This window comes from Gulosibacter macacae (assembly GCF_003865375.1).
Taxonomy (GTDB): Bacteria; Actinomycetota; Actinomycetes; order Actinomycetales; family Microbacteriaceae; genus Gulosibacter; species Gulosibacter macacae.
This window is the reverse complement of the sequence record NZ_RQVS01000010.1, coordinates 21,313-43,971: the sequence shown is the minus strand read 5'-3', so window position 1 is coordinate 43,971 and position 22,659 is coordinate 21,313. Positions and strand designations below refer to the sequence as shown.

At 64.5% G+C, this 22,659-nt stretch carries 20 protein-coding genes; 5 read left to right on the top strand and 15 right to left on the bottom strand.

The annotated features are described in order from the left end of the window. Positions 1–11: 11 nt before the first annotated feature. The 5 genes from EG850_RS09190 to EG850_RS09170 form a co-directional block, all read right to left on the bottom strand. On the bottom strand, positions 12–1,799 hold the full coding sequence (locus EG850_RS09190; RefSeq protein WP_124972763.1) for a peptidoglycan D,D-transpeptidase FtsI family protein: 1,788 nt from the start codon (positions 1,797–1,799) through the stop codon (positions 12–14). Between the two features lie 53 nt (positions 1,800–1,852). Continuing rightward, complete coding sequence (locus tag EG850_RS09185) at positions 1,853–2,413, bottom strand: hypothetical protein (RefSeq protein WP_124972761.1); 561 nt, start codon at positions 2,411–2,413, stop codon at positions 1,853–1,855. After that, positions 2,410–3,384 carry a 16S rRNA (cytosine(1402)-N(4))-methyltransferase RsmH gene (rsmH, locus tag EG850_RS09180; protein ID WP_124972759.1) on the bottom strand — a complete coding sequence of 325 codons (975 nt, stop codon included), beginning with the start codon at positions 3,382–3,384 and terminating at the stop codon, positions 2,410–2,412. Before rsmH ends, EG850_RS09185 begins: the two co-directional genes overlap by 4 nt. A 139-nt stretch (positions 3,385–3,523) precedes the next feature. Further along, positions 3,524–3,955, bottom strand: a complete 432-nt coding sequence (gene mraZ / locus EG850_RS09175; protein WP_124972757.1) for a division/cell wall cluster transcriptional repressor MraZ — start codon at positions 3,953–3,955, stop codon at positions 3,524–3,526. A 318-nt stretch (positions 3,956–4,273) separates the two neighbouring features. Then, positions 4,274–4,678 (bottom strand): DUF3040 domain-containing protein, encoded by a 405-nt coding sequence (locus tag EG850_RS09170; RefSeq protein ID WP_124972755.1) that lies wholly within the window; start codon positions 4,676–4,678, stop codon positions 4,274–4,276. An 84-nt stretch (positions 4,679–4,762) separates the two neighbouring features. Between EG850_RS09170 and EG850_RS09165 the strand changes: the two genes are divergently transcribed. Further along, positions 4,763–5,863 (top strand): polyprenyl synthetase family protein, encoded by a 1,101-nt coding sequence (locus EG850_RS09165; RefSeq protein WP_124972753.1) that lies wholly within the window; start codon positions 4,763–4,765, stop codon positions 5,861–5,863. Here the strand turns inward: EG850_RS09165 and EG850_RS09160 are convergent. Continuing rightward, complete coding sequence (locus EG850_RS09160; protein ID WP_235829271.1) at positions 5,860–6,195, bottom strand: Rv2175c family DNA-binding protein; 336 nt, start codon at positions 6,193–6,195, stop codon at positions 5,860–5,862. The two genes, EG850_RS09165 and EG850_RS09160, sit on opposite strands and share 4 nt — an antisense overlap. A gap of 96 nt (positions 6,196–6,291) precedes the next feature. Here EG850_RS09160 and pknB point away from each other — a divergent pair, with 96 nt between their 5' ends. Further along, the gene (gene pknB, locus EG850_RS09155; RefSeq protein WP_235829270.1) at positions 6,292–8,313 is read left to right on the top strand and encodes a Stk1 family PASTA domain-containing Ser/Thr kinase; all 2,022 of its coding nucleotides are present in this window, start codon (positions 6,292–6,294) and stop codon (positions 8,311–8,313) included. Positions 8,314–8,400: 87 nt separating this feature from the next. Here the strand turns inward: pknB and EG850_RS09150 are convergent, their stop codons facing one another. Together EG850_RS09150 and EG850_RS09145 are read right to left on the bottom strand one after the other, a co-directional pair. Next, positions 8,401–9,792 (bottom strand): class II 3-deoxy-7-phosphoheptulonate synthase, encoded by a 1,392-nt coding sequence (locus EG850_RS09150; RefSeq protein ID WP_124972747.1) that lies wholly within the window; start codon positions 9,790–9,792, stop codon positions 8,401–8,403. Between the two features lie 58 nt (positions 9,793–9,850). Then, positions 9,851–10,546: a lysophospholipid acyltransferase family protein gene (locus tag EG850_RS09145; protein WP_124972745.1), complete on the bottom strand. Its 696-nt coding sequence runs from the start codon at positions 10,544–10,546 to the stop codon at positions 9,851–9,853. A 237-nt stretch (positions 10,547–10,783) separates the two neighbouring features. Between EG850_RS09145 and EG850_RS09140 the strand changes: the two genes are divergently transcribed. Continuing rightward, positions 10,784–12,637, top strand: a complete 1,854-nt coding sequence (locus EG850_RS09140; protein ID WP_124972744.1) for an AMP-dependent synthetase/ligase — start codon at positions 10,784–10,786, stop codon at positions 12,635–12,637. 138 nt (positions 12,638–12,775) lie between these two features. On the opposite strand, the gene EG850_RS09135 is transcribed toward EG850_RS09140, so the two are convergent. From EG850_RS09135 to EG850_RS09110, 6 genes are all read right to left on the bottom strand, one after another. Next, positions 12,776–13,267 (bottom strand): peptide deformylase, encoded by a 492-nt coding sequence (locus EG850_RS09135; RefSeq protein ID WP_124972742.1) that lies wholly within the window; start codon positions 13,265–13,267, stop codon positions 12,776–12,778. Continuing rightward, the gene (locus tag EG850_RS09130) at positions 13,264–14,706 is read right to left on the bottom strand and encodes a mycothione reductase (RefSeq protein WP_124972740.1); all 1,443 of its coding nucleotides are present in this window, start codon (positions 14,704–14,706) and stop codon (positions 13,264–13,266) included. Before EG850_RS09130 ends, EG850_RS09135 begins: the two co-directional genes overlap by 4 nt. A 48-nt stretch (positions 14,707–14,754) precedes the next feature. Continuing rightward, positions 14,755–18,183 (bottom strand): pyruvate carboxylase, encoded by a 3,429-nt coding sequence (locus EG850_RS09125; RefSeq protein ID WP_124972738.1) that lies wholly within the window; start codon positions 18,181–18,183, stop codon positions 14,755–14,757. 180 nt (positions 18,184–18,363) lie between these two features. Then, entirely contained in the window at positions 18,364–18,921 is a 558-nt protein-coding gene (locus EG850_RS09120; protein WP_124972736.1) for a MerR family transcriptional regulator, read from the bottom strand. A gap of 273 nt (positions 18,922–19,194) precedes the next feature. Then, the gene (gene ftsR, locus EG850_RS09115) at positions 19,195–19,878 is read right to left on the bottom strand and encodes a transcriptional regulator FtsR (RefSeq protein ID WP_328588383.1); all 684 of its coding nucleotides are present in this window, start codon (positions 19,876–19,878) and stop codon (positions 19,195–19,197) included. A gap of 41 nt (positions 19,879–19,919) precedes the next feature. Next, a complete protein-coding gene (locus EG850_RS09110; RefSeq protein WP_124972732.1) occupies positions 19,920–20,405 on the bottom strand; it encodes an FHA domain-containing protein in 486 nt (161 codons plus the stop codon). Between the two features lie 176 nt (positions 20,406–20,581). Between EG850_RS09110 and EG850_RS09105 the strand changes: the two genes are divergently transcribed. Then, on the top strand, positions 20,582–21,394 hold the full coding sequence (locus EG850_RS09105; RefSeq protein ID WP_124972864.1) for a DUF3097 family protein: 813 nt from the start codon (positions 20,582–20,584) through the stop codon (positions 21,392–21,394). A gap of 11 nt (positions 21,395–21,405) precedes the next feature. Here the strand turns inward: EG850_RS09105 and EG850_RS09100 are convergent, their stop codons facing one another. Then, positions 21,406–22,053, bottom strand: coding sequence for a CDP-alcohol phosphatidyltransferase family protein (locus EG850_RS09100; protein ID WP_124972730.1), 648 nt, complete (start codon positions 22,051–22,053; stop codon positions 21,406–21,408). A 102-nt stretch (positions 22,054–22,155) separates the two neighbouring features. On the opposite strand from EG850_RS09100, the gene EG850_RS09095 reads away from it, so the two are divergent. After that, positions 22,156–22,656 carry a hypothetical protein gene (locus EG850_RS09095; protein WP_124972728.1) on the top strand — a complete coding sequence of 167 codons (501 nt, stop codon included), beginning with the start codon at positions 22,156–22,158 and terminating at the stop codon, positions 22,654–22,656. The last annotated feature ends 3 nt before the right edge of the window (positions 22,657–22,659 follow it).

The following is a 22,659-nucleotide window of genomic DNA, read 5'->3' as shown; positions in this document are numbered from 1 at the left end:
CCTGGGCGTTCCTAGTGGAGCACCGTGAGCTCTGGCCACGGCTGCGGAGACGGCGCCACCTGGTTCGCAGTGAGCACATACGCCATCGCCTGCTGCCAGGCGGCCGCCGTCGAACCGCTCCCAGTGATGGTAACCGGGTTCGCCATCGTGGCGAGAACGACGTACTGAGGATCGTCGATGGGAGCCACACCAACGAGCGAGGTGTAGTAGCTCCCCTTCTCGTAGAGACCGGTGTCAGGATTCACGATTTCGGCCGTACCGGTCTTGATGCCGACACGGTAGCCCGCAACCGCAACCTCATTCGCGAGCCAGCCCTCTCGAGCTGTCGCTTCCATGCCTTCGAGGGTCAGGTCAGCGGCCGTTGCCGATACCGCTTGCACCGGCGCGCCACCGGGCGCCTCGACCACCGTGCCATCTTGGTTCTCGCAACCGGTCACTAGCCGCAGGGGCAACCGGCTGCCATCGTTTGCCACCGCTTGGAATGCGCCAACCATTTGCGCGGCGGTCGTCGTGAGTCCTTGGCCAAACATGGTGGTGTAATTCGTCTGCGAATCCCATTCGTCTGCGGGCCGCACGATGCCTGGTTCCTCACCGACAAACTCCACCGCGGTCGGCTCGGCAAGCCCAAACTTGAGCAAATACTCGCGGCGTTGCTCGGCCGACATCCGCTCGCCAAACATGGCGATACCGACGTTCGAGGATTCGGTGAGCACACCGTTCATGTTCATGGTGAGCGGTTCGTGGGGCGTGTCGTCACCGAAGGTGGCGTCGTCGTTCTGCCAGTGGTCGGGCACCAGGATGGTTTCGGTCGGTGACACGGCACCCGCGTCATAGAGGCTCGCAGCGGTGATGGGCTTGAGAATCGAACCCGGCTCGAAGGGCGCGGTGAAGGTGCGCGCACCACGGTCGCCCGCATCCACACTCGCCGGTGAATTCGGATCAACAGTTGGGTACTCGGCGGCGGCGACGATATTGCCGGTCTTCGCCTCGACGACGGTGATGGTGCCGTAGCGCGCCCCCATCGCAATGACCTGCTCAGCGATAATCTGCTGGGTTCGCCACTGGGTGTCGGCATCGATGGTAAGCCGCAGCGTCGCACCCTCCTTGGGTTCGGTCACCGTCACCACCGATCCGGGAATCGGCACACCGTCCGCCGAGCGCTCGTACATTTCTTCGCCGGTGACGCCGGCCAGGCACGAGTCGTACTTGAGTTCGAGCCCGGCCAGCGGCACACCGTCAGAGCCCGTGAACCCAATGAGATTGCCGCCGACCGAGCCGCCCGGGTAGGTGCGCATCGGATGCGGCTGCGGATACACCCAGGGGATGCGCATGGCTCGGATCTGCTGGTATTGCTCGAGCGTCACCATCCGGGCGATGTAGGCGAAGTTTGATTCGGGATCGGCGGCAAGTACCTCGTTGATCGCGGCGCGCAAGGCACCCGCATCCTGATTCGTGATGGTGGCAAGTTTGGCAATCGCCTCATCAACGGTGACTTCGACGTACTTATTCGTGTCGGGGTCGAGGTAGCGATAGTTCGACATGTTCACCGGCGCCATGGTGATGTCGAAGCGGTCCACCGAGTTTGCGAGGGTGGCGCCGTGCGCGTCGACGATGGGCCCGCGGCTCGCCCAAATCGACGCCGTCACACCGCGGCGTCCGTCGGCTTCGGTGTTGATAGCCGATGCGCTGACGACCTGCAGGTCGAACAAGCGCACGCCGAATACCACCATGATGAGCGTGACGATGATGATCGGAACGGTCGCGCGCAATTGCCGGTCTGAGCGGCGGGTGCGGGCCATGTCGTTCCTCTCGGATGCGGGTGCCGCGCACCCCGGGCGCGAGCGGGAATCCGCTAGCGGGTGTTCGGCGAGACGAGTTCGAACTCCGAAGGTACGGCAGGTGCCGCCGAGTTCGGTGCCAACCCACCGGGTGTCGCTGGCTTCGTGCGCTCAGCGGCATCCCGCTCACCATTGGTGATTGAGTTGGGCACGAGCGCGGGGTTGATTGGGCCGCGGGCGGTAGTGCCCTCGGTCGAGCCGGTTACCGCGCCAGTGGCGAGGTCGAGCGTGTTCGTGCCCGAAGAGGGCACCATGCCGAGTCCAGTCGCGAGTTCGGCGAGGTGCTGCGGGGATGCGAGTGCGTCGACCTGCTCCTGAGCGGCGGTGCGCTCACGCTGCAGTTCGATGCGTTGGCTCTCGAGGGCGTCCTCGGCGTAGGCGCCCTGGATGACCACGAGGCTCAGCGCGAGTTGCACGCCGAAGATCACGCCGAGCACGACGAGCGCGATCACGACGCCGCGGCCCGAGACCAGGCTGCGCGGCTGGAGTCCCTCAATGAGGCGCAGGCGCGGGCGTGCTGCGGGTTCGCGCGCGGGAGCGGTGGCGGTGGTGCGGGGTTGTGCGACAGCGCTCATGCGTTGTTGCCTCTCCGGATACGTTCGACGGCGCGAAGCCGTACTGGCTTGGCACGGGGATTGGTGTCGACCTCGTCGACGGGGGCTTGCTCAGCACCGCGCGTGAGCAAGCGGAACTCAGCTTCGAGTTCCGGGGGGATGAAGGGCAGGTCTCGGGGCGCGTTTGCCGTGGTCGCGGCTGCGAAGGTGCGCTTGACGAAGCGGTCTTCGAGCGATTGGTAGGCCTCAACTACGACCCGGCCCCCGGTGCGCACCCGCTCGAGGGCTTGCGGGATGGCACTCTCAAGGGCGTCGAGTTCGCCGTTCACCTCGATGCGCAGCGCCTGGAAGACTCGTTTGGCAGGATGCCCGGCGTTACGAAACTTCGCCGGAGTCGCCTGCTGGAGCACCTCGACGAGTTCCCCCGTCGTGGCGATCGCCTGGGTGGCCCGGTGGTCGACAATGGCACGGGCGTAACGCGCAGCAAGCGGTTCATCGCCGTAGCGTTGGAAGAGTTGCCGCAGTGCGCGCTCATCGAGTTCGGCAATGAGTTCCGCCGCCGTCACGCCGGCCGAGCGGTCCATGCGCATGTCGAGCGGCGCATCCTGCATGTAGGAGAAGCCGCGCTCGGCTTCATCCAATTGCAGCGATGAGACGCCGAGGTCGAAGAACGCGGCGTCGAACTCGTCGATACCAAGCTCGTCGAGCTTGTCGGCGAGTTGGTCGTAGACGGCGTGCACGGTGGTGACTCGGTCACCGAACGGCGCAAGACGCTGGGTGGCAATGGCGATGGCTTCGGCGTCGCGGTCGAAACCGACCAGGCGCGCATTCGGGCAGGCGGTCAGCACTGCGGCGGCGTGGCCGCCCATACCGAGTGTGCCGTCAACGTAGATCGCGCCCTGCTGCTGGAGTGCTGGTGCGACGAGTTCAACCACGCGGTCGGGCATGACCGGGGCGTGGATGCTGTTGAGGTCTCGAGATGCGGGAGTCATGGTTTTCCCTGTTGTTCTTTCCTGTTCCCTGATCCCGGGCTATTCGGTCCCGGCACCGGGGAAGGTGAGCCGGGGCGTTCGTTCTGCTGCCGGGGAAGGTGCCTCAGAGCGACGAACAGCGCGAGATCGCAGAACAGGATCAGAACAGGCCCGGGATCACCTCCTCTGCCGTCTCGGAGAAGCTCGCCTCGTTGGCGGCGACGTACTGCTGCCAGGCCTCGGCGTCCCAGATCTCGGCGCGGGTGCCGGCACCGATCACTGCGAGTTCGCGGTCGAGCCCGGCGTATTGACGCAGCTGGGCCGGGATGGTGACGCGGCCCTGCTTGTCGGGGGTTTCGGCGTGAGCGCCCGAGAGCAAGAGGCGCAAGTAGTCGCGCGCCTGCTTGCTCGTTACGGGCGCCTGGCGGATGCGCTCGTGGAAGCCCTCGAACTCACTGGTCGAGAAGACATAGAGGCAACGGTCTTGGCCACGGGTGAGCACGATGCCGTCGGCGAGTTCGTCACGGAACTTCGCTGGCATGATCAGCCGCCCTTTCTCGTCGAGCTTGGGCGCGTATGTGCCGAGGAACATGCGGCGCCCCCTCTCAAACCACCCGTCACCATTTGGCCCCACTTTACTCCACATCCATCCACCGGCAACCCATCGGGAACGAATTTCCGCGAGTTTTTCCTGGGAACTTCCTCGGTTTTAGGCCGAACTTGCGAGGTGGAGCGAGGTGGAGGAAGAAACCACAAATCGCCCCACCTTGCGGCCGAGTCGGCAGGCAAGTGGGGCGGAAAATAGCGAACGGGCCGATCTGGCGATCGACCCGTTCGTGAGTTTGGCGGGTGGTGGGGAGTGAAGTGGAGGTGGTCGTGAACCGAGCCTCAGCTCCCTATCTCCCAGCGACTAGTGGTCGCCGTCTTGACGACGCTCCCATCGGTCTTCCATGCGATCCATGAACGAACCTCCGCTCGAGGGCTTCGACTTCGGCGGGCTCGTCGGGCGGGGACCTGCGGCCACCGGCTGCTCGTCGGCAGTAACTTCGTCGCCCTGGCGACCACTGCGCAACGCCCAGGCGATGCCGCCAATCATGGCGACGAAGCCGGCCAGACCAATGAGTGGAATTGACGTCGCCATGCCGACGACAATGATGGCGAGCCCAACCGCAACCGCAAGCACCGCGATCGTGATTGAGCGCGCTGAGATAACCGTGTTGCCTGATGGCGTGGTCGACACGATGTCGGCCTCGTGTTGATAGAGACTCCGCTCCATCTCATCGAGCAACCGCTGCTCCTGCTCAGACAGTCCCATGGTTTCCCTCGCTTCGCGGGTGCATCCCGCCCCTCGGTGTGTGACACAACAGTCTAAGCGGGTCAGCCTGCGTAAAGTAGGGCCGTGCCTGAAAGTCTTCCTCTCGTTAACGCTGTCAACGAACGCATTTCCGCGTTGCTCACCGAGCGACGCGCCATGCTCGAGCAGCTCGGCATCGAGCTTGCCCCGGTGGTCGATCAGCTCGACGCGTTCACTAGTGGAGGGAAGCGCTCGCGCGCCCGATTCCTCGCTGCCGGTGCTGCCCAGGCCATCGGCACCACCGACGCGAACACTGATGACGCACTCGCGACTGCGGTGGTCGACGCGGCAGCCGCCCTCGAACTGTTTCACGCCGCCGCACTCGTGCATGATGATCTGCTTGACCGCTCCGACACCCGCCGCGGCCTTCCCGCCACGCATCGAGTCTTCGAACAACTCCACGCTGATTCTGGCTGGGTGGGCGATCGTGAGCACTTCGGCCTGTCCGCTGCGATTCTCGCCGGCGACCTCCTGCTTATGTGGAGCGACGACCTCTTCATTAACGCCACCGTCGCTATTGACGAGTCCTCCGCCGCTCGCGCTCGCGCTGAGTACACCAGGATGCGCACCGAAGTCACCGCGGGTCAGTTCCTCGACATCGTCGAAGAGCTTGCCTGGTCGGTCATTCCCATCACCGAGTGGGCCGATCGCGCCATCGCCATCGCCACCTCGAAGTCGGCGCGCTACTCGGTTGAAGCACCGCTCGTGCTCGGCGCGCTCCTCGCCGGGGCGGATGACGAACTCATCGCGACCATCCGTTCATTCGGACTCCCCCTCGGCCTCGCCTTTCAGCTGCGCGACGATGTGCTCGGCGTCTTCGGCGACTCGGCGGTCACCGGCAAGCCCGCCGGCGATGACCTTCGCGAAGGTAAGCGCACGCTCATCGTCGCGGAAGTCGAGCGCCTCGGCGATGCTGAAACGCGCGCCTTCTTCGACGCTCGACTCGGCCAACCCGATCTCACGAACGACGAAATCGCCAGGATGCAGGAACTCATTCGTGCCACCGGCGCGCTCGACGAGGTCGAGGCACGCATCCAGGCATGGCTTGATGAGTGCCTCGCCGTGCTCGAGGCAACCCCGCTCGAACCCGAAGTGCGGGAACTGCTCATCGCCCTCGCCGAGCTCTCGGCGCGCCGCGACGCCTAGATCGCGAGGAGCTGCACCGACTTGCGCACGGTCGACTTGTGGCCCTTGCGCAGTGCATCCACCGGCGCCTCACCGAGCATCTCGTCGTTCGACAGCAGCCACTCCATGGCCTCATCGTCGACGACGCCGTGGTCGGCGAGCAGAGTCAGCGTGCCGCGCAGGCCCGGCAACGGCTCGTCGTCCTTGAAAAAGTCCTGCGGGATGCGCCGCTCACCGTCGACACGCACGTCGAGCAGGTACTTGTCTTCGATCAGGCGCGCGAGACGACCCGACGAGACGCCGAGGAGGGCTGCCGCTTCCGGCAGCGTGAACCATTCACGAGTTGAATACACCGTTGTCACCCCTCCATGGTCGCAGATCCTGTGGGTGGTCGTGACCGCCGGAGTTTCACCACCGGATTGACCACTTGCCGCATTACCCTGCGGAGCGTGGCATCAGCGAATCCCGACACCATCATCGGCCGTCTCATCGACGGTCGATACCAGGTGCGTTCGCTGATCGCTCGCGGCGGCATGGCCACGGTGTACGTGGCTACCGACTTGCGCTTGGAGCGCCGAGTCGCCGTCAAGATCATGCACGATCACCTGGCTGCCGACGAAGCGTTCCGCGCTCGTTTTATTCGTGAGGCGCGCGCGGCGGCGAAGCTCGCGCATCCTAATCTCGTCAATGTCTATGACCAGGGTGAGGACAACGGCCTCGCCTACATGGTCATGGAGTATGTACCGGGTATCACCCTGCGTGATCTCCTCCACGATCACCACCGGCTTACCGTCGAGCAGACGATTGACATCATGGATGCGGTGCTCGCGGGTCTGCAGGTCGCGCACCGCCAGGGCATCGTGCATCGCGATATCAAACCCGAAAATGTGTTGCTCGCCGACGACGGGCGCATCAAGCTTTCTGACTTCGGCCTCGCTCGTGCCGCGACGTCGAACACGGCTTCAGGATCGGTGCTACTCGGCACCATCGCCTATCTCGCGCCGGAGCTCGTGACCAAGGGCACGGCCGATGTGCGCAGCGATATCTACTCGGCCGGCATCATGATGTTCGAAATGCTCGCCGGCGAGCAGCCCTATCGCGGCGATGAACCGGTGAATATCGCCTACCGGCACGCGAACGACAATGTGCCGCCGCCGAGTGAGTTGCAGGCCGATGTGCCACAAGAACTCGACGATCTGGTGATTTGGTCGACCGAGCGTGATCCCGAAGATCGACCCGCCGATGCCGGCGGCATGCTTGCCGCGCTGCGCCAGGCCGAGCGCGATATCGCCGCTGGCGGCGGCACCCGCGTGCCACCGAACTCGGCCTCATTGCCGGTCGCCCCCGATCCGTCAACGCGTCTGCTCGCTGTGGCCGATGATGAGCCGGTTTCGTGGGAGTTGCCGACCCAAGCAAGCGACTTCGTCGAATTGCAGGCGGCGGCGACGCAGGCGAGCGTTCCAGCGCATCCAGATGTGCTCGTCCCGAAGCCTGCCGGATTCGCGCCGGTGGCCGTAAGCGGCCTGCCGCCGACGGCAAATCGACTCGAACGCATCAATCGGCAGAAGCGCCGCTCAGGTTTCGTCGCGGCCATCGTCGTCGCCATGCTCGTTGCCATTGCCACCGGTATCGGTTGGTGGCAGGGCGTTGGCCCAGGATCGTATGACCCGAGCCCGCAGCTCGCCGGGCTCGCCCAAGCCGAGGCCGAGTCGACCATCACCGCGGCCGGGTTCACCGTGGGCGAGGTGATCGGTGAGAATTCGCTCGAGGTACCGTCGGGCGTCGTCATCCGTAGCGACCCGGATGGGGGCATGCCGCTCGCACCCGATTCGGCCATTGACCTCGTGGTTTCGACCGGTCCACGCATCCTCACCGTGCCCGCCGTGGCCGGGCTCGATCGGGATGCCGCGATCGAAGCCATTACGCAGGCCGGGTTCAACTACGACCCCGAAACCGACCGCAGCCAATTCAGCGGCGAGCCGGCTGGCACGGTGCTCTACGGCACCACGTCGAGCGGTGAGTCACTCCCCCAAGAACTTGCTGAGCAGGAACACATCCGCCTCGTCGTGTCCCTCGGACCGGTGCCCGACGTCGAGGGCATGAGCGAAGGCGATGCGGTGGCCACGCTCGCGAACGCCGGACTCACCGGTGTCGTGGTCGACTCTGCCTACTCAAAGACGACGCCCGCGGGAGCGGTGCTCTCGCAATCAACCACGACCGACCCCGTCGTGCAGGGTGACGAGATTCACCTCGTCACTTCGCTCGGACCCGACCTCGTCGAGGTGCCGAACGTCGTCGGGAAGCCACTGAAGGAAGCAATCGCCACGCTAGAGTCGGCGGGCTTCACCGTGACGCACGAAGTGCCGAGCTACCTCCAAGACATTGCGCTGGTGCTACGCACTGAACCGGCGGCCGGCGAGAAGATCGATCGCGGTGCGAGCGTGCGGGTCATTGTCACGGTGACGGTGTAGCGGCTAGCTGGTCGTCGAATCAGCAAATTGGCCCGATCTGGAGATCTCTCCAGATCGGGCCAATTTGCTGACAGCTACGGTTGCCGCCTACCAGGCGTCGTTGTTCGGGAACTCCGGCAGCGGGAAGTCCTGCAGCAGTTCCGCCACAAGGAACGCGAGTTCGAGCGACTGCATGTGGTTGAGACGCGGGTCGCAGAGCGACTCGTAGTTCGTCTCGAGCGCCGCCTCGTCGATCTGTTCCGAACCGCCGAGGCACTCGGTGACATCGTCGCCGGTGAGTTCCACGTGGATGCCGCCCGGGTGGGTACCCGCCGCCTGGTGCGACTCGAAGAAGCCCTTGACCTCATCCACGACATCGTCAAACGAGCGGGTCTTGAAGCCGCGCTCGGTGGTGAAGCCATTTCCGTGCATCGGGTCGGTCACCCACAGCGGAGTCGAGCCTTCGGCCTTGACCGTCTCGAGCAGGTTCGGGAGCAGGTCACGAATCTTGCCGGCACCCATGCGCGTAATAAAGGTGAGGCGGCCGGGCTCGCGCTCGGGGTCGAGCTTGTCGAGCAGGCGCAGCACCGTGTCGCTGTCGGTCGTCGGACCGAGCTTGACACCGATGGGGTTGCGCACGCGAGAAAGGAAGTCGACGTGAGCGCCCTCGAGCTCGCGGGTGCGCTCGCCGATCCAAATGAAGTGCGCCGAAGTGTCGTACGGCGTGCCGGTGCGCGAATCAATGCGCGTGAGCGCGCGCTCGTACTCGAGAAGCAGGCCCTCATGGCCGATGTAGAACTCGACCTCGCGCATTGCTTCGAAGTCGGCGCCGGTCGCAGCCATGAACTTGAGGGCGCGGTCGATATCGCGCGCCATCGCGTCGTAGCGCGAGTTCGCCGGGTTCTTCGCGAAGCCCTGGTTCCAGGAGTGCACCTCGCGCATGTCGGCGAAGCCCCCGGTCGTGAAGGCGCGGATGAGGTTCAGCGTCGACGCCGAGACGTGGTAGCCCTCGAGCATGCGCTCAGGGTTCGGCAGGCGCGAGGCTTCGGTGAAGTCGAAGCCATTGACGATGTCACCGCGGTACGCGGGCAGTGTCACACCCTCACGCGTCTCGGTGTCATTCGAACGGGGCTTGGCGAACTGGCCGGCCATTCGGCCCATCTTCACCACCGGCATCGATGCACCGTAAGTGAGCACGAGCGACATCTGCAGGATGGTCGACACCCGCGCACGGATCTTGTCGGCGGTCGCTGCCGAGAAGGTCTCGGCGCAGTCGCCGCCCTGGAGCACGAACGCGTTACCGGCTGCCGCCTGGCCGAGGCGGTCGCGGAGTCGGTCAACCTCGCCGGCGAACACAAGCGGCGGGCGCTTCGTAATCTCGGCGGCGATTTCGCGGGCGCGCAATTGATCGGGCCACGTGGGCTGCTGCTTGATCGGCAGGTCGCGCCAGGCGTCAAGGCCGGCGGCAGCAGCGAGCAATTGGTCTTGCGGATTGGTCATCATGATGTGCTGTATGTCTTCTTCTTGAGTTGGCGTAGTCGCGTGCGGTGAGAACTCGTTAGTTCTTTGCCGCATCCAATTTCTTGCGCAGAGTTGAGGCGTACACATCGGCATACTCCTGGTCACTCAGCGCGGCAATTTCGCTCATAATCTCGTCGGTCATTGCCCGGAGGACGAAGCGGTCGGCGTGCATAGTGCGATATCGAGAAAAGTCAATTGGCTTGCCGAAGACGACACCGGTGCGGCCGGGCTTGGGCCGACTGGCACCAATCGGCATAACCTTTTCGGTGTCGATCATGACCACCGGAATTACCGGCACCGATTCTTTGGCCTGCAAGAGCATCCGCGCGATACCGGTACGGCCGCGATAGAGACGGGCGTCGGGACTGCGGGTGCCCTCGGGATAAATACAGAGCCAGCGGCCGGTGTCGAGCACCTCAACACCGGTGTCGAGCGAGGCCTGTGAGGCCGCACCGCCGGAGCGATCGATCGACAATTGACCGACCGACTTCATAAACCAGCTCGTGAGCCGGCCCTTAAAACTCTTGCCCTGGAAATACTCGGCCTTGGCGAGAAAAAACACCTGACGCTTGACGACCACCGGCATGATGATCGAATCGATCACCGAAAGGTGGTTTGACGCAAAGATCACCGGGCCCTTGGCGGGAATGTTCTCGGCTCCGATGACTTCGGGACGGAACAAACGACGCACCGCAGGACCCACAACGGTGTTCTTAAGCAGTGAGTACATCATGCGGAATCCCTACCTCCGAGTTGGGCGACTCACATCCTATCCCTAGGCAGCGACACTGTTTGTTTCCGACAGTCAGCCCGGCGCGAATGGTCTCGAGTTCATTGCGTACCGACGGGTCTGCATCCGATGCGCATGCATGAGTGACTAGCATGGGCGCAGACGCGGCAATGGTGCTGCGGCCGTTTCTGGTCGAGTCCGTGCCGTCATCAACGCCCATCAACCGGAAGCCGAGCCATCATGACCGACTCCCCCGTGTTGCCCCGCCAGGGCAGCGTTCGAACTGAAATCACCACGCCCGCGGTTGTCGAAGCCGACCCGAGCCTGAACACCACCGACCTCTTGCGTCGGCGAGTGCGCTTGAGCGGCGCGGATGCGCTGTTCTCAGTGCCTGAGGGCGATGGCTGGCGCGATATCAGTGCCGCCGAGTTCTCGGCCGATGTCGACCGCATTGCCAAGGGCTTCATTGCCGCCGGGGTTCAGCCCGGTGACCGCATCGCCTTCATTGGCCAGACCTGCTACGAGTGGTCGCTGGTCGACTTCGCGCTGTGGACGGCGGGTGCCGTCATGGTGCCGGTGTACGAAACCAGCTCGTCAGAGCAACTCAAGTGGATGCTCGAAGACTCGGGTGCGAAGGGCCTGCTCACCCAATCGGAAGACCACACCGCAAAGTACCGTGACCTCGGCGACGAGGCTCCGCAGCTGCAGTGGCGCTGGACCATGCACGATGGTGCGCTCGATGAGCTCCGCTCGAGCGGAGCATCCGTGAGTGATGAAGCGCTCGAGACCGCGCGCACCACCGCAAACGCAGACGACATCGCCACGCTCATCTACACTTCGGGCTCGACCGGTCGGCCCAAGGGTGTCGTGCTCACGCACGCAAACTTCGTCGAACTCTGCCGCAACGTTGAGGGCCCGCTCTCACCGCTGCTCGAAAAGCCCGGCGCCTCGACCCTGCTCTTCGTCACGCTCGCGCACGTGTTCGCCCGCTTCATCTCGGTGCTCGCCGTGTCGTCGGGTGTGCGCGTCGGCCACCAGCCCGACACCACCCAGCTCGTGCCCTCGCTCGGCTCGTTCAAGCCCACCTTCTTGCTCGCGGTTCCTCGTGTCTTTGAGAAGGTCTACAACTCGGCGGGCCAGAAGGCCGCTGCCGGTGGCAAGGGCAAGATTTTCAAGAAGGCGGTCGCCACTGGCGTCGCCTACTCGAAGGCAGTGGATGCGGGCAAGGTGCCGTTTGGTCTCAAGCTGCAGTACAAGATCTTCGACAAGCTCGTCTTCTCGAAGTTGCGCGAAACGCTCGGCGGCAATGTCGAGCACGCGGTGTCGGGTTCGGCGCCGCTGGGCCTATTCCTCGGCCACTTCTACAAGGCCCTCGGCGTGCAGGTGCTCGAAGGCTACGGCCTTACCGAGACGACCGCCCCGGTGTCGGTGAACCTGCCGGGTGCGTTCAAGATCGGCACCGTTGGCCCGCCGCTGCCGGGTTGCGCCGTTAAGCTCGGTGAAGATGGCGAGATTTTGACTCGCGGTGTCAACGTCTTCCGCGAGTACTGGCAGAACCCCGAGGCTACCGCTGAGGCGTTCACCGAGGACGGCTGGTTCCACACCGGCGATGTCGGCGAACTCGACGCCGACGGCTACCTCCGTATCACCGGCCGCAAGAAGGACATCATTGTCACCGCGGGCGGCAAGAACGTCGCCCCGGCAATGCTCGAGGACCCGCTGCGTGCTGATGTCATCGTCGGTGAAGCGGTTGTCGTCGGCGACCAGCGCCCCTTCGTCGCCGCGATTCTCACGCTCGACGCCGAGATGCTGCCCAAGTGGCTCGAATTGCACGGCCTCGATGCGAACATGTCGGTCGAAGAGGCTTCGACGAACGAGGCGGTGCTCGCGCACCTGCAGGGTGTCGTTGATCGCGCGAACGCGCGCGTGTCGCGCGCCGAGTCGATTCGTAAGTTCAAGGTGCTTGACCACGTGTTCACGATCGCCGACGGCACATTGACCCCGAAGCTCTCGATCAAGCGCCATGTCGTGCTCGACCGCTACTCGGCGGAGATCGACGAGATTTACGGCGGCCCGGTCGAGAAAGACCAGTAACCGAGGCAAGGATCTCGATACGGCCTTCGGCCTACTCGATCACCCAGAACGTCTGGCTGGTCGAGTAGGCACAAGTCGCAACATCGAGTGCTGAGGCCCTCGAAGCACGTGCTTCGAGGGCCTCAGCACTCGTTTTCCCTAGAACCAGTCCGACGCGCGAATCTGGCGCATCGCCTCGCGGCGATGCTCCTTCGCGAGCGTGTCAACGTACACCGTGCCGCGCAGGTGATCGCACTCGTGCTGGAGCATCTGTGCCATCAGCCCCTCCCCTTCGACAACGACCTCATTGCCATCGAGGTCAATGCCCCGCACGCGCGCATTCGGGTAGCGCTTGGTCGGGAACCACAGCCCCGGCACCGAGAGGCAGCCCTCACCGATTTCTTCGGGCTCGCCCCAGAGTTCATCGATCACTGGGTTGAGCACATAGCCGAGCCCGCCGTCGATGTTCCAGCTGAACGCCTGCAATCCCACACCGATCTGCGGCGCGGCCACTCCGGCGCGGCCTTCCATATCGGTGGTCTCGAGCAGATCGCGCACGAGCGCGCGCACCTGGTCGTCGATCTTCGTGATCGGATCAGCAGGTGTGCGCAGCACAGGGTCGCCGTAGTTCCGAATTTCGCGAACGGTCACTCGCCTGCCTCCGCCATCGCCTCATCCTGGTCAAGAATCTCTTCGGCCTTGAGCAGTGCGTTCTCGACAATCTCGGTGGCGGCCGGATGCGGCCAGTACTGTCCGCGGGCAAGGCCGCGCACCGTTTGCCCAAAACTCGCGGCCTGCACGAGCGTCTGCACCAGGATCGCCGCATCCGGGCCAATGATCTGCGCGCCGAGGAGTGCGCCCGAGCCACGTTCGACCACGATCTTGCAGAAGCTCGTGTCGTCGTCGAGGGCCCAGCCCCAGGCGGTCCAGCCGTAGTTGTGGCGCACTGCGAACGCATCGTAGCCCTTCGACTCGGCGTCAGCGAGTGAGTCGCCGAACGACGCCACCTCGGGCGAGGTGAACACCGCCATCGGCACGGGGCCGAGCGTGTTTGCCTCGAGCGGCTCCCCCGCGGCCGAGGCGACGAGGTTCGCGGCGACGATGCGAGCATCCTGGTTCGCCACATGCTTGAGCTGATGCTCAGAGCTGATGTCGCCAAGCGCCCAAATGCCGTCGGCGGGAACGCCACCGCGCAGCACACGCTGATAGACGTCGACCACGAGGCGTCCGTCGGCATGGTGGTCGAAGCCGCCCGCGTAAGTGTCGAGGGTGTCGGTGTTCGGGATGCGACCAGCGGCCGCGAGCACGAGATCAGTCTCGAGTTCGGTGCCGTCGCTGAGTTCCAGGCGCAGTCCCGACTCGGTCTCAGTAGCCGACTCAACCGTGACGCCAAGGCGCATCGGCCAACCAGCTGCCGCGGCGTATGCCTCGCTCAGCTCCTCGTCGACGCCACGCAGTGGCGTCGAGCGCACGAGCTGCTCGACGGCCACGCCAAACGCATCGAAGACCGCCGCAAACTCGCAGGCGACCGCGCCGCCGCCGATGACGACCATTCGATCAGGCAATGACTCCAGGCGCAGCGCCTCGGCATTGGTGATGACGCGCTCGCCGAAGGGCAGCGCGGGCAATTCGCGCGGGCGCGAACCGCCGGCAATGACGATGTTGTTCGCGCGCAGGCGGCGTCCCGACGCGGTGATGAGTTCGTGCTCGGCAACGAACTTCACCTGCTCGCGCACGAGGCTGATGTTCGGCTCGCCCGTGGCGCGATATTGCTCGCCGCCCGAGGAGATCGGATCGATGCGGCCGAACACCCGGTCGCGCACTGCAGCCCAGTCGAGGTCAACGTGGGCATTGCGCAGGCCGAGGTGCTCCCCCGTGCGCAGTTCGCGGGCGAGGTCGGCCGGGCGCACAAACATCTTGGTGGGGATGCAACCAACGTTGAGGCAGGTGCCGCCGAATCGCTCACCGTCGTCGACGATGGCGATTCGACGGTCCGCGAGCATCGGCGACGGGATCGAGTTACCCGATCCCGCGCCGATGATGATGAGGTCGAACTCTTCGACCTGCGCTTGCGGCGTTTCGGCAGTCATCGGCCCTTCACTTCCTCCGCGCATCCGCGCGGTCCGGGCCGACGGCGGCTACTCGGCGCCGACGAGCCCGCTCGTCTCGTCGGGTCGGATCACAACGAGCAGATCGCCGTGATCGACCTCTTGTGGTGCGGCGAGCACCACGCGCTCGATGGTACCTGCCAGCGGTGCGGTGATCGCGGCCTCCATCTTCATCGCCTCGATCGTCGCGACCTGGGCACCCTGCTCGACTCGGTCGCCCTCGGCTACCCGCACGGTCACGGTGCCCGAGAAGGGCGCTGAAACGTGGTTCGGGTTCTTCGGGTCGGCCTGCTCACGCTCGACGGTTTCGACCCGCACCGAGCGATCGCGCACGAGCACCGGACGCAGCTGACCGTTGAGGTTGGCCAGCACCGTGCGCATCCCCTCATCATCGGCGGGACCAATGGCCTCCATCTGCACGAAGAGATCGATGCCGCGCTTGAGTCGCACCACATGCTCTTCACCCGGTTCGAGGCCGTAGAGGTAATCGAGGGTATCGACGTTCGAGAGGTCACCGAAGAGCTCGCGAATGTCGTCGAAGATCGCCGTCGGCTGCGGGAAGAGGAGGCGGTTGAGCATCGTTCGTCGCGTTGCCGCTTCACCGTCAAGCGCCTGTTCCTGCTCGGCGGTAAGCGCCTTCACCTCAATGTTCGGCGATTTGCCGGCGAGCGCCTTCGAACGGAAGGGCTCGGGCCAGCCGCCCGGGAGTTCGCCGAGTTCGCCCGCAAGGAAGCCAATCACTGAGTCGGGCACATCGAAGCGCTCGGGGTTCGCCTCGAAGTCAGCCGGGTCGGCACCCACCGCGACGAGGTGGAGCGCCAGGTCGCCGACGACCTTCGACGAGGGCGTCACCTTCGGAATGCGACCGAGGATGCGGTCGGCCGCCGCGTACATATCTTCAATGCGCTCGAAGTCATCGGCGAGGCCGAGGGCGATGGCCTGCTGGCGCAGGTTCGAGAGCTGACCGCCCGGGATCTCGTGGCGGTAGACGCGACCGGTCGGACCTGGAAGCCCCGACTCGAACGGACGGTAGATGTGACGCACCGACTCCCAATAGGGCTCGAGATCGGTGACCGAATCGAGGTTGATCAGAGTGTCGCGCGGCGTGTTCTCGAGGGCTGCCACGAGCGCCGACATGGCCGGCTGGCTCGTCGTGCCGGCCATCGGTGCCGACGCGACGTCAACCGCATCCACACCCGCTTCAGCGGCCGCAAGGAGCGTCGCGAGTTGGCCACCGGCGGTGTCGTGGGTGTGGAGGTGCACGGGCAGATCGAAGCGCTCGCGTAGGGCGGTCACGAGGGTCTTCGCGGCGCCCGGGCGTAGCAGGCCCGCCATGTCCTTGATCGCAAGGATATGTGCACCGGCCTCGACCATCTGCTCGGCCAGGCGCAGGTAGTAGTCGAGGTTGTAGAGCTTTTCCTCGGGGTCGAGGAGGTTGCTCGTGTAGCACATGGCGACCTCGGCGACTGCACTATTCGAAGCGAGCACCGCGTCGATGGCGGGGCGCATCTGGTTGACGTCATTGAGGGCGTCGAAGATGCGGAAGATGTCGACGCCAGTGCGGACGGCCTCGTCGATGAATGATTCGGTCACCTTGGTCGGGTACGGCGTGTAGCCGACCGTGTTGCGACCGCGTAGCAACATCTGCACAGGGATATTCGGCATCGCCGCGCGCAGTCGCTCGAGACGCTCCCACGGGTCTTCGCCGAGGAAGCGCAGCGCCACGTCATAGGTCGCACCGCCCCACGCCTCCACCGAGAGGAGCTCCGGCGTGAGGTGCGAGAGGTAGGGCGCAGCGATGAGCAGATCGCGCGAGCGCACGCGAGTGGCAAGCAGTGATTGGTGCGCATCGCGGAAGGTCGTGTCGGTGACGAGCAAGCGATCCTGCTCACGCAAACGCTTCGCCCAATCGGCAGGGCCGAGTTCGAGCAGCTTGTCGCGCAGGCCCGCAGGCGGTGTGCCCTGCGGCAGCGGTGGCAACTTCGTGCGCGGCTCGGCCACCTTGGGGCGCTCGCCATGCGGTCGGTTCACGGTGACATCGGCAAGCCAGTTGAGGATCTTCGTGCCACGGTCGCCGGGCTTGCGGTAACGCAAGAGCTCGGGCCGCTCTTCAATGAATCCGGTCGACAGGTCGCCGCTGAGGAATGCCTCGTCGTCGAGCACTGCCTGCAGGAATGGGATGTTCGTGGCGATACCGCGCACCCGGAATTCGGCGAGCGCTCGGCGGGCGCGCAGCACGGCACCCGGGAAGTCACGGCCATAGGCAATGAGCTTGAGGAGCAGCGAGTCGAAGTAGGGCAGCACTTCAGCACCCGTCGAAATCGTGCCACCGTCGATGCGGATGCCGGCGCCACCGGCAGAGCGGTACGCGGTGATTGTGCCCGAGTCGGGTCGGAAGTTCTGCGAGGGGTCTTCGGTGGTGATGCGGCACTGCAGTGCAAACCCGCGGATCGAGATCTCGTCTTGGGCGAGGCCCATCCCGGCGAGCGTCTCCCCCGCGGCAACGCGCATCTGCGATTGCACGAGGTCGATATCGGTGATCTCTTCGGTGATCGTGTGTTCCACCTGGATGCGGGGGTTCATTTCGATGAACACGTGCTCGCCGGCCCGCTCGCCGGCGGTGTCAACGAGAAACTCGACGGTGCCGGCGTTGGCGTAGTTGATCGACTTCGCGAAGGCAATGGCATCGCGGTGAAGTGCCTCGCGAATCGAATCGTCGAGGTTCGGTGCCGGGGCGATTTCGATGACCTTCTGGTGACGACGCTGCACCGAGCAATCGCGCTCGTAGAGGTGCACCGTGTCGCCGGTCTCATCGGCGAGGATCTGCACCTCGACGTGGCGCGGACGCAGCACGCACTGCTCGATGAACATGGTGTCGTCACCGAAGGCGCTCTTGGCTTCCTTCATGGCCGATTCGAGCGCGGCGCGCAGGTCTTCGCGGGTCTCGACCCGGCGCATCCCGCGCCCGCCACCGCCTGCGACTGCCTTGGCAAAGACGGGGTAACCAATCTCGTCGGCGGCGCTAATGAGGTAGTCAAGATCAGTTGATGGCTCGGATGAACGCAGCACCGGAACACCGGCACGAATGGCCTGTTCCTTGGCGTGCACCTTATTGCCGGCGTTCTCGAGCACCTCAGCGCTCGGACCGATGAACTTGATGCCATTTTCAGCACAGGCGCGAGCAAGTTCGGCGTTCTCTGCGAGGAAGCCGTACCCCGGGTAGATCGCATCGGCGCCGGACTCCAGCGCCACGCGGATGATCTCGTTGATGTTGAGGTACGCCTGAACGGGCGACCCCTCACTGCCAATCTCGTAGGCCTCGTCGGCCTTCAAACGGTGGAGCGAGTTGCGGTCTTCGAATGGATACACCGCGACGGTGCGGGCTCCGAGTTCGACCGCGGCGCGAAAACCCCGGATTGCAATTTCCCCACGATTGGCAACAAGGATTTTCTTGAACACACCTGCCCCCTTTGGCGTCGAACTACGTTCGCGTCCAGCGTAGACGGCGAGCGATATGAGAAGTACCGACGAAAGTCAGTTGTGCAATATTTGGACACAAAAAGCACACCGCCCGCGAGGTATTCCTCACAGGCGGCGGCAGGTCAGACGAGCGATTTCGCCCGATATATTGAGTTGAAGCTAGCTGGCACGGTGCTTGCGGCGGGCGGCAAGCTCGTCGCGGGGGTCGACCTCATTGGTGTCGAAGTCGACAAGATTGTCTTCAACTTCGCGGAGTACCTGGCCAACAAAGATGCCGAAGACGCCCTGGCCGCGCTGCACGAGGTCAATGACCTCATCGTTCGAGGTGCAGAGGTAGACGCTCGCCCCATCCGACATCAGCGTCGTCTGGGCAAGATCGGTGATGCCGGCGTGGTGCAGTTGCTCCACGGCGACGCGGATCTGCTGGAGCGAAATGCCGGTTTCAAGCAGGCGCTTCACAAGCTTGAGTACGAGCACATCGCGGAATGAGTAGAGACGCTGCGAGCCAGAACCTGCGGCATTCTGAATCGAGGGCTCGACGAGCTCGGTGCGAGCCCAGTAGTCGAGCTGGCGATAGGTGATCCCAGCAACACGGGCGGCTACTGCGCCTCGGTACCCAACATTGGGGTCGAGGTCGGGCAGACCATCCGTGAACAGCAGCTCTGCGCGGGGTTCTTGGCTGTTCGCCTGCCCGGTCGCGCCGTCTCCTGCGCTCATGTCGTCACCTTTCTTCGCGAATCGCGGTCGCTCTCGATCACGCTAACCGCCACCGGCCCCGAAATAATCGAGGCGCGCGGACGGCGCGTCGGGAACTGCCGTAATCGGCCAAGCCCAAGTCTAGGCGAGGCTTCGTCGGACTTCGAGATCGAAATCACAACGATGTGATCGTGCCACGTACCGTGCTTCGCGCCGCGCGACGCGCCGAAACATTCAAGCTCAACTTCAACCTGAGACCGGAACGTTATTCGCGACGCCCGGGACCCGTGCGAACTACGAGGAGCGCTCGCGCATCCCCTGCCGCACCAGCGCACGACGCACCCGCTCAAGCTGATCAGCAATCTCGCGACCCTGCGCTTCGGCACGCGCCCGAGCCGCGGCATCTCCGCGTCGCGAACCAGCCGCCGTCGCCTGCTCGATGAGGCCGAGCTCGTGCTGCGCGGCGGTGCGGAAGGGCCGCAGGTGTCGCGGGCCGATGCCTCGACGTTCGAGTTCAACGAGCGAGGTGAGCAACACCAAATCGTCTTCGACATAGCGCTTCGCGCGCGGCAAGAGCCCCGCAACATGCGCCTGCTCAAGCAACTCTTTCGTGGCACCAGCGCGACGAATCAACTCATCACGGCTGAGGTCGACACCGTTCGGCAACATGCTCGGCGCCGCACTCGGTGCAACCGAAACCACCACGGCGGCAGCACCGGGACGCTCCGGGCGTTCACCGCGATCAATGGCGTCGAGGTACTCGCCGATCTTCTTCAGCGGGAAGTAGTGGTCGCGCTGGAGTTCAAGAATCGTACGGATGCGCTCGACATCGGCATCAGAAAACTTGCGGTAGCCAGAAGGCGTGCGCGCCGGATGCAGCAACCCCTGTTCTTCGAGGAAGCGCAGTTTCGACGGCGCGAGCTCCGGAAAATCGCTACCGAGGCGCTGAAGCACCTGGCCGATCGAAAGCTTCGGCACCGCCCCTGTCTTACGGGCAGTGTGAGAGGCAACCATGCCGGTTACTGCTCCACCGTGGCAGCAGAACCCACATCGAGCGGTGAGGCATAAAAGGTCAGGCGGTATTTCCCGATCTGCACTTCGCCACCGTTCGAGAGCGCGACCTGGTTGATGCGCTCACCGTTGTAGTAGGAGCCGTTGAGTGAGCCGAGGTCGCGCACCTGGAAGTTCCGACCCGAACGGGTGAACTCCGCGTGGCGGCGCGAGACGGTGACATCGTCAAGGAAGATCTCGGCGTTCGGGTGACGACCGGCGATCTGCAGATCGGTGTCGAGCAGGTAGCGGGCACCAACGTTGTTGCCACGACGCACGATGAGCAGCGCCGAACCCGAGGGCAACGCGCTAATCGAGTCCATCTCTTCCTTCGACACTCCCCCGGCAATGAGCGCCGCCAACTGGGCACTGAAATCACCGGTGAACGACATCGTCGACGACTGGTCCGCCTCTGGGGCGCCATCAACCGCGCCTGGACCGTCGTTCTGCGCCATGTCTTCCTCCTGCTTGATCAAGATGCACCAGCCTACCGCAAGGGGTCTGGCCGTCACACTCGGCATTGTTGCGCAATTGGCTGAGACGCACCTGCCGAACGCCATGCATCCACGGTCATGACTACACTCGCGGCGTGACCCACGATGACCGCTACGACAGCGACCCCATTGCCCGCATGCGCGCCGACCGCCGACCGCGCGCGCCCCGACAGGTAACCGCATCCCGCGGCATGTGGCTCGAAGATGCCGTCACCTCTTTTTATGGCCAGCTCGTTGCCGCCGACCGCGACACCATCACGCTCCAAGATGCCGATGGTGGGCGACGCGCCTTCCCGCGCCAGGGCACGTTCCTTGACGACAATGGCGCGGTGACCCTCGTGTTCCGTACCGCGAAGCCGAAGGGCCCGGTGCGCAGTGCCTCGGGTTCCTTTCTCGTCAAGGATGCTCCGGCTCGCGTCGCGCGGGCCGGTCGCATCTTCGTCGAGGGCCGCCACGATGCCGAACTCGTCGAGAAAGTTTGGGGTCACGATTTGCGCGTTGAAGGCGTCGCGGTGGTCTACCTCGAGGGCGCCGATCGACTCGACGAGGCGCTCGCCGAATTCGAACCGACCGGCACCCGTCGCGCCGGTGTACTCCTCGACCACCTGGTGCGTGGTTCGAAGGAATCGCGCATTGCCGAAGGCACCATGCAGGCTTTCGGCACCGACGCTGTCCGCATCACCGGCCACCCCTATGTCGACGTCTGGCAAGCGGTGCGCCCTGAGCGCCTCGGGATGCGGCAGTGGCCGGAAATTCCACGCGGCCAGTCCTGGAAACACGGTATTTGCGCCGCCCTCGGCTGGCCCAACGACGACCAGGCCGATATTGCCAACGCCTGGCAACGCATCCTTGGACAGGTGCGAAATTGGAACGATCTTGAACCCGCGATGATTGGGCGTGTCGAAGAGCTCATCGACTTCGTCACCGAACCCGACGCCGGTCGCGAATAGCGACGCTCGGGTTATCGGCGCTTCCGGCTCGCGAACAGGTGCGAACCGCGATCGAGGCGTGCCACCCCAGGTGCGTGCCTTGGCGCGAGATAGCGGTAGCCGTAGAGCACGGTCGTGAGTAGGTGCAGGCCGGTGCCGATCGCGAGCACGACGAGCGCGATGGTGCGCATCGGTTCGGTCGCCACTTCGGGCGCCGCCGAGAGCAGGATGAGCGGCATGCCGACCATGATGAGCGCCGTGCGCACCTTGCCGATCCCGAGCACATGACCGTCGCGCACTCGCTCGAGGCGCAAGAGCCCGATGATGCCCAGGGCGAGGTCGGTGATCGCAATCACGAGCACGATGTAGGCCGGCATGATGCCGGTGAGCGTGAGCGCAATGGCAATGGCGATGACACCAATGCGATCTGCAATGGGGTCGAGCACTTCACCGACTCGACTTGCCTGGTTGAGTCGGCGCGCGAGAAAGCCGTCGATCCAGTCGGTTGCGCCAAAGAGCACGAGCGAAACTGTGGCGAGCAATTGCTGGTCGGGCTGGGCGATGAGCCAGATCGTGAGCGGGATGAACACCACCAACCGCAGCAGCGACACGAGATTTGGCACCGTGCGCCAACGCATCGGCAGCGGAGCCGCCGCGGTGTCGTTGGCGTCGTCAGTCATGTTGCTATTCGTAGCAGTCGAAGACGTCGCAATCGGGATGCTCGTGCGGCTCGGCGGCTTCTTCGCCTGCCGCCAAATATCAGCGAGGAGTAGCCTGAAAGCATGTCCACTCGCCTTGCCCTCGCACTTCGCCTCATCGTTCCAGCCGTTTGGATCGGATTGATCATCGCCATCGATTTCATCGAGGCGCCGCTGAAGTTTCAGGCACCGGGCATCACTATCCCGCTGGGGCTAGGTATCGGCCGACTCGTCTTTACGGCCATGAATATCGTCGAGGCGGTGCTGCTCGTCGTGCTTGCCATTGCACTGTGGCGGTCGGCCGCGCAGCGACGCGAGCGGTTCTTGCTCGCTGGGCTCGCGGCAATCATGGTGCTCAAGCTCGCCGTATTGCGCCCCCTGCTTGCCGGGCACACGGATGCGGTACTCGCCGGCACTTCCGACGGCGGCTCCTCAGTGCACTACTTCTACATCGCCGCCGATGGCGTGTTGACGGTACTGCTCGTCTGGTTCCTCATTGTGCAGGTGCGCCGAATCGTGCCGACGCAGCTCGATGACGTCGTGTTGGCGGCGACCGAGCACGCTCGTGTCGGAGGCTCCCGATAATCT

Coding starts and splice junctions, on each gene's coding strand:
- EG850_RS09140 (WP_124972744.1), top strand. CDS start 10,784: ATGACCGACTCCCCCGTGTTGCCCCGCCAGGGCAGCGTTCGAACTGAA.
- EG850_RS09120 (WP_124972736.1), bottom strand. CDS start 18,921: ATGAGCGCAGGAGACGGCGCGACCGGGCAGGCGAACAGCCAAGAACCC.
- EG850_RS09145 (WP_124972745.1), bottom strand. CDS start 10,546: ATGATGTACTCACTGCTTAAGAACACCGTTGTGGGTCCTGCGGTGCGT.
- EG850_RS09150 (WP_124972747.1), bottom strand. CDS start 9,792: ATGACCAATCCGCAAGACCAATTGCTCGCTGCTGCCGCCGGCCTTGAC.
- EG850_RS09130 (WP_124972740.1), bottom strand. CDS start 14,706: ATGACTGCCGAAACGCCGCAAGCGCAGGTCGAAGAGTTCGACCTCATC.
- EG850_RS09105 (WP_124972864.1), top strand. CDS start 20,582: ATGCGCGCCGACCGCCGACCGCGCGCGCCCCGACAGGTAACCGCATCC.
- EG850_RS09170 (WP_124972755.1), bottom strand. CDS start 4,678: ATGGGACTGTCTGAGCAGGAGCAGCGGTTGCTCGATGAGATGGAGCGG.
- EG850_RS09095 (WP_124972728.1), top strand. CDS start 22,156: ATGTCCACTCGCCTTGCCCTCGCACTTCGCCTCATCGTTCCAGCCGTT.
- rsmH (WP_124972759.1), bottom strand. CDS start 3,384: ATGACTCCCGCATCTCGAGACCTCAACAGCATCCACGCCCCGGTCATG.
- EG850_RS09100 (WP_124972730.1), bottom strand. CDS start 22,053: ATGACTGACGACGCCAACGACACCGCGGCGGCTCCGCTGCCGATGCGT.
- EG850_RS09190 (WP_124972763.1), bottom strand. CDS start 1,799: ATGGCCCGCACCCGCCGCTCAGACCGGCAATTGCGCGCGACCGTTCCG.
- EG850_RS09185 (WP_124972761.1), bottom strand. CDS start 2,413: ATGAGCGCTGTCGCACAACCCCGCACCACCGCCACCGCTCCCGCGCGC.
- mraZ (WP_124972757.1), bottom strand. CDS start 3,955: ATGTTCCTCGGCACATACGCGCCCAAGCTCGACGAGAAAGGGCGGCTG.
- EG850_RS09110 (WP_124972732.1), bottom strand. CDS start 20,405: ATGGCGCAGAACGACGGTCCAGGCGCGGTTGATGGCGCCCCAGAGGCG.